Here is a 12,436-nt window from a genome sequence, read left to right as displayed (position 1 = left end):
TGTCCGCAGGCATGTCCGCCTTCTGTGTCGTAGGTGCCTTGGTGATCGTGCCTGTTCTCTTTGGTCGGCAGCCACTACTGAGCGCGGTGGCTGCACTCGTTACCCCTTGGTTTGGATGATGGCCGCCGTTTTCGGCTGCATTTCCCTGATCCGCTTTTCCAAGCAGCAGGTGCGGGCCTCATCGTCGAGCGTGGACCGCATGTCGATGAGGCGGATTGAGCCGGTGTCCGCGGCGGGCAATCCGCCGCTCTCGGCGATTGACGAGGCCTTGTTGCGTGCACGCAGCGAGCGGGGGATGCACCCTGACATCCCGGAGCGTCCGACGGTTTGGACGCGGGAGGTCATCGATCGGATCGAGTGGAAACGCTTCGAAGATGTGTGCTGCGAGTTTTACCGGGTCAAGGGGCTTCGGGCCGAAACCACCGTCTTGGGTGCTGATGGCGGCATCGATATTTGGCTTTTTCAGGATGACGCCGATCCCGGCCGATGCTCGGCGATCGTTCAGTGCAAGGCATGGAGCCAGGCCGTTGGTGTGAAGCCGATCCGCGAGCTGCGAGGTGTCATGGCGCACCAGAGCGTCGAAAAGGGGTTTTTCATGGCGCCGAATGGCTTCACCGATGATGCCCGCGCATTCGCGGCGGAGAATCGGATCACCTTGGTCGACGGCCGACTCTTTCTGGCCATGTTGGAGCGTCTGCCCGAGACCGCCCGTGCGGACCTTCTGGCGTTTGCCACCGAGGGCGACTGGACTACGCCGACCTGCCCGGGGTGCGGCACCAAGATGATGGCTCGCGATAGCAAGCGCGGACCGTTCTGGGGCTGCCCGAGCTTTCCGAAGTGCCGTTCAATGTTGCCTATGCGTGCGGCCGACAAGAGCACGCATCGACGCGGCGTGGAGGGGTAGTACCGATGTCCGGATCCGAGGTGCCCTTCACCGCCTATGACGCGACGTTTGAGCGAATGCAGGCGTCGGGAAGAACGCCCGAGGACGCTGCGCGCCTTGTGGTCGAAGACTACTTGGATGGCAAGCCACGTCTGCGGGGCAAGAAAAAAATCTCGAAGGCAGAGCGGGACAAAGCCTTCTGGAGCAGTGCCGTCGTAGGTGCGGTGCCCATTGAGAGATGGGCGACCGAGCCTTTCACGTTGGCCTTGGTACGTTACTTCTCGCAGGATCGCGTGGCTAATGTTCCGCTCGTCTCGCGGCTCGCGCAGTCGTTGCCCGACACCGTGTGTTACGCAGTGCGGCGCTCGGGACTCGTCTTGCGTTCGACGTCCCCACGACGCGCGGAGTTGGCGGGGATGGCCGAGCTCGCGCCCGAGATCGCGGAGCTTTGCCGTGTTCTTGAGATATTCGAGGCGGCGCATCAATTACGCATTACCGCACTCGAGAAAAGTCGGGCGCGGCTATCTGAACTGACGCCATTCGAACTCATCCTGTACGCGAGTCTTCATGCTTTCCACACGCTTGTCCCGCGAAACGTGGGGGGCGTTGTCCTGGACGAGGGAGAGGAGCAGCCGACGGACGAGGAATTCTGGGACGCCCTCGCGGCCCTCGTAAGCTGGAAGCTCGCCACTGCGCCCGAGAAGACCCTGCGCGTATCCGAATACGACGCTGCCATGTCCGTCGCGAAACACCTGTCTCCGCTGATCTTCCCGTCTCCGTCAGGTCATCCTCCGCGGCACGATCTCTTGGCGGCCTTCACGCAGGTGATAGCGGACCAGGTCGAGCTCAATGCATTTCTGTCGCGCTCGGCCGAGGCGTTTTGCTACGACGATGCGATCCGCTTCGTGCGGCACGACCGGCGGCTGGAAATTGAACGGATCAACCCGGCTCTGCGGGCAGCTTGGACAAGGGATGGTCGCAAACTCGACCGACTGCATTTCTACTGGCTCTACCGGGCGATGGATGCCTTCGTATCGTCGGAGAAGGCAGGAAAGATCATCGGTCGCCCCGAGAATCATGAGGCAAACCAGTTTGCCTACATCGCCGCGATGCGGACCCATCTTCGGCTGACAGAGGTGTACGGCGCCGATGAGACCGTGACCACCGACACTGGCGAGCAAGTGCATCTCTTTACGGCGCTGCTGTCGCTTGAACTGATGTCCGCGTTCTTCCTGCGGGACTTTCTGCTGGTGTTTGCCGAGCACCTCGAGGACAGCCGGGACACGCTCGCTGCGCTGAGTCGCCTTGCCTTCTTCGGACTTGCAGACGAGTTCCAGAATCGCTTCCCTCTGACCTGGTCCGATCGGTCAGAGAAGATCGCAAATATCGTTGGCTGGACGGTGCGCGATGACTGCCCCAACGGCAGTCCGCAAATGGCCGCCGCGATTCTGGACTTCTGGACCAGTGACTGGGGGCAACTGGGCACGCGGATGCGCGACGGGGGCGGCGGCGTGCAGCCGGGGCTATTTGAGCGGCCTGTTTTGAAGCTTGGGTCGCTCCTCGTGCAACTGCCATGGGTCGTGGGGGTACAGAACAACAGCTCCGCCGCGATCAACAACCTGCGTCGCTTGGGGGCACGTCGCGACGAAGCCCGACAGGAGACGCAACGAATCGAGGAGCGGCTTGGCCAGCTATTCGAATCGAGGGGGTTTCGTATCGTCCTGAATTGGACGCCGCCGCCGACCGACTCTGAGATCCCCGGCGAGGTTGATCTGGTCTGTGCCCGTGACGGTGTATTGCTCGTCCTGGAGCTCAAATCCACTTACCTCAGGCGCTCGAACCGCGACGCCTGGCTCCATTCGACGACGACACTCCGCAAGGCGGGCATCCAGTTGCGGCGGAAGGTGGCAGCGGTCGAGCGGGCACTGCGAGACCCTTCCGAGTTCTCAGAAAAACTTGCGCTAAAAGGCATGGAGGACGAGCTGCACATTCACGGCTGGATCGTCGATACCTCCATCGAGTGCGACCACCAGCGGTTCGAGGGGTTTCTCAAGGTCTCGCTGGAGGAAGTGTTGATCGCGCTGCGAGACGATTCGCACCTCCTCGACGATCCAGCCGGGCTATTGCACGGGAACCTGGGCGAGGGCGATCTGCCCGACGTGGAGGGCGAACCGTCCAAGACCTTGTATCCGGCTGGCTTCAGCGTCGCCAGATTCCTCGAAGTGATCGAGCGTGAGGAAGTTTGGCGAGGGGTGGATGAGCATAGGGCGATTGTGAGCTAGCAGCCAGCCGGCTGACGGCTGTACTCCGGAACCTGTCGGAGGGGCAATTCACACTAATCGGCCTCACCTGCCGCTGAGCGGAGGGCCTCTCAGCGACAGGTCTCAAGCCGGTACCGGCCCGCGACTTCGAGGTCAGCCGGAATAGTCGTTCTGGCCTTCAGCGATCTCGCCACTCTGACCCACTCCTAGAATTCGGACGGGCGAAGCGCAGAGCGCGGCTCGTTGAGTAATCTATCTACACGTTCTCTCCGAGCGGCTCGTGGGTCATCGGTCTGCGGCCGTCGACCTTGGTTGCCGCCGCTGCGCTATCAAAACCGGACTACCGTCGGACCCGTTGGTCATCACGCTAGAAAAAGTTCATGGGACGACGTCTCCGGCTCGGACTAAAATGCCGACATTCTGATAACGACCGAGGTTTACGTGAAGATTTGTCGCGTCAATATCACCAATTTCCGCGGGATTCACTTCGCGACCGTATTTCTCCCTCAGCATAGCGTACTGATCGGTGATAACAACACTGGAAAGACAACGATCCTCGAAGCTCTCGATTTAGTTCTCGGACCGGATCGACTTAGCCGCAATCCTCCGATTGATGAGCATGACTTCTATTTGGGTAATTATCTGATTGGCGGTCCGGAGCAACCAGCCGCGGAACTTCATGCTGGGGTAGAGGTTGTTCTGGAAGATCCCGCTGTAGAGCAAAAAGCCCCAAAAATTGAAATCGAAGCAACCATCACGGACCTGAGCGATGAGCAGAAGGCTCGATTTGGAGACGATATCGAATTCTGGGATGCTTCGACAAATACGCTCTATTCGATTCCTAATCCAGAAGGAGTGGATGCGGAGTTCATCGGCGAAGCGCTTAGAGTTACGTTCATCGGCCAATACGAGCCGGAAGAGGATGATTTCAAGGGAAACACTTATTACACCAGAAGCCTCACAGAAAGCGAGTCTCCTGTCCCGTTCACCAAGAAGGATAAGCAGTTTTGCGGGTTCCTTTATCTCCGTTCCGTACGAACCGGCTCAAGAGCATTGAGCCTAGAACGCGGAAGTCTGCTGGACATCATCCTGCGACAGAAGGAGGTCCGACCCAGGATGTGGGAAGATACTATATCAAGCATCTCCGGCTATTCCGTTGCCAGCGATCCTGAATTGGGAATCTCGGGAGTCTTGGAGAGCATCAATGCTGCTCTTAAGAAGTACGTTCCCAAAGAGTGGGGCATCGAACCCCATTTAAAGGTTTCTAACCTGACACGTGAGAACCTCAGGAAGGTCATTACTGCGTTCATCGCTACTGGGGAGGGCGACCATTCGGCACCTTTTTACCGCCAAGGGACCGGGACGATTAACATGCTCGTCCTCGCGCTGCTTTCCCTGATTGCTGAGGGCAAGCAGAATGTCATTTTCGCAATGGAAGAGCCGGAGACGGCGATTCCCCCGTATGCCCAAAAGCGCATCGTGCACGAAGTGCGGAAGCTCGCATCTCAGACTATATTCACTTCCCACTCACCATACATCCTGGAGGAGTTCGCACTCGACGAGACTCTGGTTCTTCGCCGAGACAACAAAGGGACGCTTAGCCAATCGAAGATTGCGCTACCTGACAGCGTCAAACCGAAGCGGTATCGCATGGATTTCCGGACACGCTTCTGCGAGGGCTTGCTCGCTCGTCGCGTCTTGATTGCAGAAGGGGCGACTGAAGCTGCCGCATTCCCAGTCGCATGCCGTCGTCTAACGGAGCTGGACCCGACGAGATACGCTCCACTTGAAGCGTTGGGGATCAGCACTGTTGATGCGGGTGGCGAGAAGAGCATTCCAGACCTCTCCGCCCTCTACAAGAAACTTGGTAAGGAAACTTTCGCCTTCTGCGATAAGCAGAGCGAAGAGAACAAGGCTCTCATCGAACCCCAGGTCGATCGGCTGTTCATGCATGAGGAAAAGGGTATCGAAGACCTTGTTCTGAAGAATACAACGATCGAAGCCCTTTCGCGCTTTGCTCTTGCAGTCGAATGGCCATCGCACCTAAAGGGGAAGTATCCAAACCCTCAAGAAGATCTTTATGCGGCTGTCAGCGAATATTTCCAGGCGAAGAAGGCCGATCTCGCGGTTGCCGATTTCCTCGCCCAATGCACGGAGAACGAGATACCCGGATGGATTCGAGATGCGTGCATTACGCTCAAGACCTATTGCTCACCGCAGCCGAAGCTGGAAGTCATCGAGGCGGGAGCCGAGTCCGGCGGCGAAGCAGTGTGACCCATGGATCTTACGCCCAAGCAGTCGGAAATCATGGATGCCGAAGGGCATCTTCTCGTTACGGGGGGCCCCGGTTCCGGCAAGACTACGGTATCGATTCTCAAAGCTGCGCGGATTGCCGAAGAGGATCTGCTTCCGGAGAGACGGGTTTTGTTCCTGAGCTTCGCTCGGGCAACAGTGTCCCGGGTCGTCGAGGCCATTGAGCACGAACAGCAAATTCCACGCGAGCAGAAACGTCGCATCGAGGTGGAGACCTACCATTCGTTCTTCTGGCGGATTTTGAAGGCGCATGGATACCTTATCGGGCTTCCTCGACGGCTAACTATCCTTACGCCCCCGTCCGAGGCGATCGCGCTTGCATCAATCCGTAGCCAGTTTAAATCAGGGTCGAAGTTGTCGCCGGCGGAAATGAAGGAGCGGAACGATTTAGAGGAGGCAGAGCGTCAGCGATTGGCGAGAGATGAGGGGAGCGTCTGTTTCAGCCTTTTCGCTACCTATGTGGGGGAAATCCTGAACGGAAGTGTGCGCGTCTGTCGGCTCATTTCTACGATGTACCCGACGATCATTCTGGATGAGTTTCAGGATACGAATTTTGGACAATGGAACGTGGTCAAGGCTCTGGGCGGCGTCAGTACCTTGTTTGCTCTTGCCGATCCGGAACAGAGAATCTACGACTGGATCGGGGCGGACCCAGAGCGCCTGAATCACTTTCGTGCAGCATTCGCTCCAACCGAAATCGATCTCAGCCAGGACAACCATCGAAGTCCTGGAACCGACATTGCGAAATTTGGCAACGACCTGTTGTCCGGTGGTTTTACTCAGGAGACCTATGAAGGGATTGACTTCGTCTGCTACGAGGCGAACGGAGCGATGCCCATGACAGCGTTGGTCAAGCAAACATATGAAGCAAGAAAGCGGCTTGTGGATTCAGGCAAGCAGGACTGGTCACTTGCCATCCTCGTACCGACCAAGAGGATGACCAGATTCGTCTCCGACGCCTTGAGAGTACCTCCTGCCGGAATGACTAGGGTTCACCATAGAGCTTCGATCGAACTAGACGCAGCTATTTTGGGTGCTGAGATCATCGCCGTATTGATGCAGCCATTCGCTGAACTTGGGCATTTCGACCTATTTCTGTCGCTGCTGCGGAACTATTTCCATGGTCGAGGAGGCGACAGTCCGACCAAGGGCGATATCAAGGAAGCTGACGGGTTAAGGAAGGCGTACGAGGAATGGCTGGAGCGGAGCGCTGTCGGAAAGCCGATCAAAAAAAACAGTGTCCTCGTCGGCCTTTTCCAGGTTTACGAAACGGTCAGATCGCTCCAATTGTCAGGGGATCCAGATCTGGATTGGCAAAACGTACGCTCCCTTCTTGAGAAGGGCCCGTGCTCAAGACTCAGAGACGTGGCGGACGATGTCCGGGCAATTCGTCTACTTGAGCGCGGAACACAGTTCAGGCAGGCGCTCAGTCAGGACTGGCGGGATAATGGGTGTTATCTGAATGCCTTGTCCACGACACGACGCTCGTTTGTCCAGGAGCATTTTTCGACTAATTCGAGGCCGGAGTCCGGAGTGGTCGTGATGAATATGCACAAGGCGAAGGGCAAGCAGTTCGACGAAGTGATCATCTACGAGAGCTACCCTCGACGCGCCAAGGGGAAAATCGTGGCGAATTTTGACCGGATCGTTCGTGGAAATGACAGGAATGCCATCAACGATCAGGTTAGACAGAACTTCCGGGTTAGCGTAACACGTGGGAAGAAGCGGGTCACTATCATGACGCCCAAGATAGACCCTTGCGTGCTGCTACTCCCGTAACACCGACCATTTCTTTACCTTATACATATCAACGAGCCGATCATCAAAGCATACACGTGATCAGAAATCGACAGGGGCCGCCGCGCCTATAGTAGAAACTTTGCGAGGATTAATAAATGGGGCAAGCGAAGATCAAGCAGCGCACTTCGTTTAGGCCGCAACTTGTCGAGGAATGGGAGGCTGACGATTGTGTCAACTTCGCGGTTGCACTTGCACGGCTAACTGGCTGGCTGCTTCACGTTGACTGGTGGTCCACATCCACCGAACACAAGGAAGATACTCCGCTAGATCAACTGAAACCGCTTCGAGTCTACGTTGCTGATAATCATGACCGGATTTTCGATGTGCGCGGAATCAGATCAATTTTTGACTTCAATCAAAACACGATCACAAAGATAGCGCGCCGGATCAGTACAGGAAGCGGGAGTGTCTATACTCGATTTTACGACGAGGAAAAGCTCTCGTCGCTGCCTCTCCGAAGCCAACCAGAGGAGGGAAAGATTGTCCGTGCAATTGAGGAGATTCGGGAGAATAAGCACTATCTCTCCGCAATCCCACCAAGGAACCGGCCGTTTCTTCCAGCACACCAGGCAGCGCGGTTTACATTTGGTCTATGCGCTGCATTTGCTGAAGCGATGCATGAAATTAACGGACTGCAGCCCGTCGCCCTTTTGGCGATACGCTTCTCGCCACTCTTTGAAGGAACGCGTCGCAACGAACGTGGGTATTTTCACAGCGTCGTTCTGCATCCTGATGGGATGGCTGAAGATTCTTGGGGCAAGGCCTCGCTTGGAGACATCGCCAGTCGCTTCGGTGTGGAGAAATTTAAGATCAGCAGCGATGAGCACCGCATAGTCGTGGAGAAAATTCGACAGTCCTCCCCTGAACGGTACGAGATTGCCTTGAGGGATGCCGGCGACCTCATACTCAACAATCGTCGGCAATAGCTCGACGGCATTGTATGGCCCGGCGCGGAACAATAAGTTCAGCTCGTACGGGCGCGCGGCACAGCTGGCTAGTTCGAGCACAGGCAGCCCTCTTGTCATAATTTCGGCTACGTTGATCTGTTGGCGCTCCGTTGTCCTGACCGATGTCCGATAACGGGCGCGTTGCCGACATGCTTAGGTTGGATGATGAATGACAGCAATGGCCGAGCAAGACTCGCTCGGGTTCCGCTCTGGATGCGTGCTGTGCGCGGGAACCTGCCACTCGTTCTACGACGAAGCGGCTTCGGACGGATGGTCAGTGATGACCTGGTGCGCCGGGCCAATGCGCCGGGCCAATTGGGGTGGCGGAATGTGCGGACGCTTCGAACTCCCCGACACCCCCAAAGCGGCTTAGCCAGCCGCTACCTCTGCCGGCGGTTCCTGCACTACCGGCTGCGCTTCGGTCGCCTTCTTCATGCTCCGCTTTGCCATCTTTTGCGCTGCGATCTCCAGCGCGCTCAATGCACCCCCCTGCGCCAACCAAGCTTCGACCCACTGCGGCCGGCGTCCGCGTCCGGACCAAGCGAGATCGCGGTTGCTTGGGTGCTGATATTTGATTGGCAAAGGCTCTTTGCGCGTAACTGTCCCCTTGGGGGAAACCTTCCGAGCTTTCGCCGGAACCGGAGTGGCGTTTCCGAGCACGTCGTCAAGGGAGAGGCCGCTTTCCTTCGCGAGCTTCGTCAGCCTTTTCAGAAGATCGGATTTGGTCACGGACTCGCGCTTGGCGATCTCCTTCTCGATCCGGGCGGCGAGTTGCTTGAGCTGGGGGAAGGTGTAGATGGAGAGGTTGGTCATGGTCGTCGGCTGATTTCCGTTTATTGGCAGTCGATCGCATTGTATAGCGATCAAAGGGTATGCCCGGCTAGTTCGAGACCGACTTGGAGCGGATGGCTGTGTCGATGACCGCGCATGTCATCTCCTGCGGCATAGCGAGACCGCATCGGAATGACCGGCGCGCAGCGCCAGGTTGTCCGTCGACATGGCCATTCAGCAACGCTCCTGCCCTACGATCGCGTGCCGTCGGGGCGCGAGAAACGCGTCGTGAAACAGGGCCGGTGGCAGACCTTTGCCAACCAGGTAGCCCTGAACCACGTCGCAGCCCATGACGCGCAGGAGTTCGTGTTGAGCCGCCGTCTCGACGCCTTCCACGATGACTGTCAGATCCAGCTCATGCGCGAGCAAAATGATGTTTCGCACGATGGTCGCATCGGCGGCGTCGGCGAGGTCGACGACGAAGCTTCGGTCGATCTTCAGGATGCGGACCGGCATGCGTTTGAGGTAGCTCAGCGACGAGTAGCCGGTGCCGAAGTCGTCGATTGCCAGCCGTACGCCCAGCCGAGCGAGGTGGGCGAGGCTCTCCCGCGCGCGGTCATGGGCGTGCATGCAGATGCTTTCGGTGATCTCGACGACCAAGTCATCCGGCCGGAGATCGAATCGTTCGAGCGTGTGGGCGACGGTGTCGGCGATGTCGCGCCGGCGCAGTTGCTCGACCGAGAAGTTGACCGCGATTCGGAGATCATGGCCGGCGGCGCGCCACGCGTGAAGCTGCGCACACGCAGTCTCGAGCACCCATTGCCCAATGCGACCGATCAGTCCCACGTGTTCCGCTGCGGGTATGAAGGTGTCGGGGCCGATCATGCCAAGCTGTGGGTGCCACCAGCGGATCAGTGCCTCGGCCGCCACCATGCGGCCAGTGCCTGTATCGATCTCGGGCTGGTAGTGAAGGACGAACTCGTGATGCTCGAGGGCGCGTCTGAGGTCTCGCCCGATGTGAAGGTGCGAGCGAATCGTAGCGTCGGTGGCCTGATGGACCCTACGCCCGGGCCGGGCACTGCGTCGTCGAATCCACCGATGCGGGGATTCCTGGGAATTGTGTGTCGTGTGCATGGTTTTTCTCCGTGTCTCGGTTGCCGGGTGGCCGAGAGTGTCTCGGCCGTGGTTTTCGGCTTTTCGACGTGTCATAGCCGGGCGCGGGGCGCGGAGGCAGGGGACACCGATCGCGAAAGCGGAGCGAGGCCAGGCGCGCAACGCCTGGACACTGCGCCGGCGTGCGCCGGCTGCGAGGGATCTGACGAGACGAGGCAACCCGCGTGGGCGGGTCGCTCAGACAACAGCGTAGGGGAGGCAAGGCGCGACGCTGCTTCGAACGGTGATCGAAGGAGCGTCGCTGAGCGAGGGGATCGAGCGCAGAAATTGTCGAGGGGACGGATTTACGATAGTGCGTCGGTCGAGTATTCGCAAGGCATTGTCACGGCGGGTCGGCCGCGCGGGTGGTGTCGAGCGTTCCGGGCTCACCACCCGGAATGCTGCTTTCCTTTCAGAACGGCAGCTCTTCATTGGTGATAGCTGCGGTGGTGCGCAGCGAGAGATGCTCGCGGAACCAACGCTGGTAGTTGGCGAGCTCGTTTGCGAGGTAGGCGGAGCCAGGAAAGACGAGCAGCAGCTCCTGGTAATGCGCGATGCGTTCGCGAAAACGGTCCTCCCATTGGGCAAATGGAAGGTGGGCTTGGGGATCCTGTCCCGGCCTGTCGGCGGGTTCGTCGTGCCACATATGGCGATCTCCTCGGGGGTAAGTGCTGGACGGGAGAACGCGCGATCCGCGAACCGGGACGTGGGTCATCCCGGAGGGGAAATTGAATGCAACTTGGAAGAAAAACCCCGGGCGGATGCCGTACCTGTTTCAGGGGCTGACAGGTCGCGCGGCTGCGAGGAGCCGCCGCTTGAGAATGTTTTTGCATTCTGGTTCATGCCAGGTTGGCATTCAAGGAACAAGCAAGGTCTTTGGGGGAGGGCGGTCGACCGTCGAAGCCGTGCCGTTCATGCGCTCCTGCACGGCGCGGAAGATGCTGGCTTTGCGCGCCTCCACGGCCGCCTGCCGCCCTCGCTCATCGGTCGCGCGCTGCGCCTCGCGCGCCGCTGCCCGGGTTTCCCGCTCGGCGAGGTGGGCGCGGAGGCACCGGAGGTTGTGCATCGCGGTGTCGCGGCCATTCTTGGGAACGTGGGAGAGCAGCTTCGCGTCGTCGCCGGCGATGAGCGCCGCGACCACCGCATCGCTCTCCGTCGGGGCGGGCAGCAGGGTTTGGACGGCCGCATGCGTGAGTTGCCCCGTCTCGACCGCCGCCGCGAGGGCCACCGCGCGCTGCCGCGGGTCGCGACCAAGCGACGCCCACCACCGGCACGGCTCCTTAGCATCGCGCGCCTTACGTACCAGACGCTCGTAGGCCTGGCAGAACGCCATGCGTGCTGCCACCTTGTCGCGAGCATCGAGGAGCGGTTTGGCGACCGCCAGTGCCTGGACGATCTCGTCGGTCCACACCACGGTCGCCGCTTCGTCGTCGGCGGAAAGCGCGGTCGCCCACGCCTCCTCCGCGCCTGGCCGCCCGTCGAGTTCCGCGACGCGGTCGAGCACGGCCGATAGCGTCAGGCGGCCCTTCAGCTCCTTGCGGCAGCGGTCCAAGGCGTGCAGCACGTCGGCCTCCGGGTAGGCGGACAGGTCGACATCCATGGCCTTCAGCGCCACCGTGGAAAGCTCGGTCCCGGTCAGTTCGGCCGTCACGGCGATGGCCTTTAGCGTGTTCGCGCTCACAGCGACTCTCCTCTCTCGGCCAGCACCTCGGCGAGTGCGGCCATGGTCGTGCCGGTTCTGTCGGACTGGCGGGCCTTGCCGGCGGTCATGACCCTTCCCGTCACCCACTCAGTGTGCAGCTTCTCGGCGTCGTTCAGCAGGCTGCCCAAGTCGTGCATGCGCCCGACGTAGTAGCTCCCCGGGTGCTGCACGAACCACGCGGCAACCAGGGGCGATTCCTCGTAGCCGATGCGCTGCACGAACTGCTTCACCTGGGAGCTGACCTTCTGGTTACGCACCGGGGCGGCACCGTAACGGTCTGCATAGGCTTGGCGGTAGGCTGCCCAGGTCGCCCGGCAGGCGGCCTGCAGCGCCGTCTCGCCGGGCGGGGCCTGGGCCTGGTGGGGGGCTGGCGCCTTGGCGACAGCAAAGGGGAGTTCCGGCTCTGCAGGCGCCGCCGTCCCCCTGATGGTTAACTGGTGGTTAACTGGTGGTTCACTGGTGGTTTGGCTCCCACCGGTGGGAGGCGTCTCGGGACACCCATGGGAGCCCTCTCCATCTACACCTTCCCCCAGCTCAAGCAACTCGCCGCCCGGATCGAGAAGGAGATCGCCAAGCGCGAGTCCGTGACCAAATCCGATCTTCTGAA

General features: G+C 59.6%; 10 protein-coding genes. 5 read left to right on the top strand and 5 right to left on the bottom strand.

Going from position 1 to position 12,436, the window contains the following annotated elements; genetic code table 11:
• Positions 1–118: 118 nt before the first annotated feature.
• From GO615_RS02705 to GO615_RS02685, 5 genes are all read left to right on the top strand, one after another.
• A complete protein-coding gene (locus GO615_RS02705) occupies positions 119–904 on the top strand; it encodes a restriction endonuclease (RefSeq protein WP_246262117.1) in 786 nt (261 codons plus the stop codon).
• Between the two features lie 5 nt (positions 905–909).
• Entirely contained in the window at positions 910–3,165 is a 2,256-nt protein-coding gene (locus GO615_RS02700) for a hypothetical protein (RefSeq protein WP_169125513.1), read from the top strand.
• A 420-nt stretch (positions 3,166–3,585) separates the two neighbouring features.
• Positions 3,586–5,418, top strand: a complete 1,833-nt coding sequence (locus GO615_RS02695) for an AAA family ATPase (protein WP_169125512.1) — start codon at positions 3,586–3,588, stop codon at positions 5,416–5,418.
• Between the two features lie 3 nt (positions 5,419–5,421).
• Complete coding sequence (locus GO615_RS02690; RefSeq protein ID WP_169125511.1) at positions 5,422–7,236, top strand: ATP-dependent helicase; 1,815 nt, start codon at positions 5,422–5,424, stop codon at positions 7,234–7,236.
• Between the two features lie 116 nt (positions 7,237–7,352).
• Positions 7,353–8,183 carry a hypothetical protein gene (locus tag GO615_RS02685; RefSeq protein ID WP_169125510.1) on the top strand — a complete coding sequence of 277 codons (831 nt, stop codon included), beginning with the start codon at positions 7,353–7,355 and terminating at the stop codon, positions 8,181–8,183.
• Positions 8,184–8,573: 390 nt separating this feature from the next.
• On the opposite strand, the gene GO615_RS02680 is transcribed toward GO615_RS02685, so the two are convergent.
• The 5 genes from GO615_RS02680 to GO615_RS02660 all read right to left on the bottom strand — a co-directional run bounded on the left by GO615_RS02680 (position 8,574) and on the right by GO615_RS02660 (position 12,086).
• Positions 8,574–9,017 carry an H-NS histone family protein gene (locus GO615_RS02680; protein WP_169125509.1) on the bottom strand — a complete coding sequence of 148 codons (444 nt, stop codon included), beginning with the start codon at positions 9,015–9,017 and terminating at the stop codon, positions 8,574–8,576.
• Positions 9,018–9,209: 192 nt separating this feature from the next.
• Entirely contained in the window at positions 9,210–10,109 is a 900-nt protein-coding gene (locus tag GO615_RS02675; RefSeq protein ID WP_169125508.1) for a putative bifunctional diguanylate cyclase/phosphodiesterase, read from the bottom strand.
• Between the two features lie 430 nt (positions 10,110–10,539).
• Complete coding sequence (locus GO615_RS02670; RefSeq protein ID WP_169125507.1) at positions 10,540–10,773, bottom strand: hypothetical protein; 234 nt, start codon at positions 10,771–10,773, stop codon at positions 10,540–10,542.
• 210 nt (positions 10,774–10,983) lie between these two features.
• Positions 10,984–11,808 carry a hypothetical protein gene (locus GO615_RS02665; RefSeq protein ID WP_169125506.1) on the bottom strand — a complete coding sequence of 275 codons (825 nt, stop codon included), beginning with the start codon at positions 11,806–11,808 and terminating at the stop codon, positions 10,984–10,986.
• Positions 11,805–12,086 (bottom strand): hypothetical protein, encoded by a 282-nt coding sequence (locus GO615_RS02660; protein ID WP_169125505.1) that lies wholly within the window; start codon positions 12,084–12,086, stop codon positions 11,805–11,807. The genes GO615_RS02665 and GO615_RS02660 overlap by 4 nt, the downstream gene beginning before the upstream one ends.
• Positions 12,087–12,436 lie beyond the last annotated feature (350 nt).

It is taken from the genome of Aromatoleum evansii, assembly GCF_012910805.1.
Classification (GTDB): Bacteria; Pseudomonadota; Gammaproteobacteria; order Burkholderiales; family Rhodocyclaceae; genus Aromatoleum; species Aromatoleum evansii.
This window is presented reverse-complemented; position numbering and strand designations above follow the sequence as displayed.

Bases quoted from the DNA above. Each gene is read 5' to 3' on its own strand.
- GO615_RS02670 (WP_169125507.1), bottom strand. From the start codon at position 10,773: ATGTGGCACGACGAACCCGCCGACAGGCCGGGACAGGATCCCCAAGCC.
- GO615_RS02690 (WP_169125511.1), top strand. From the start codon at position 5,422: ATGGATCTTACGCCCAAGCAGTCGGAAATCATGGATGCCGAAGGGCAT.
- GO615_RS02705 (WP_246262117.1), top strand. From the start codon at position 119: ATGGCCGCCGTTTTCGGCTGCATTTCCCTGATCCGCTTTTCCAAGCAG.
- GO615_RS02700 (WP_169125513.1), top strand. From the start codon at position 910: ATGTCCGGATCCGAGGTGCCCTTCACCGCCTATGACGCGACGTTTGAG.
- GO615_RS02680 (WP_169125509.1), bottom strand. From the start codon at position 9,017: ATGACCAACCTCTCCATCTACACCTTCCCCCAGCTCAAGCAACTCGCC.
- GO615_RS02685 (WP_169125510.1), top strand. From the start codon at position 7,353: ATGGGGCAAGCGAAGATCAAGCAGCGCACTTCGTTTAGGCCGCAACTT.
- GO615_RS02675 (WP_169125508.1), bottom strand. From the start codon at position 10,109: ATGCACACGACACACAATTCCCAGGAATCCCCGCATCGGTGGATTCGA.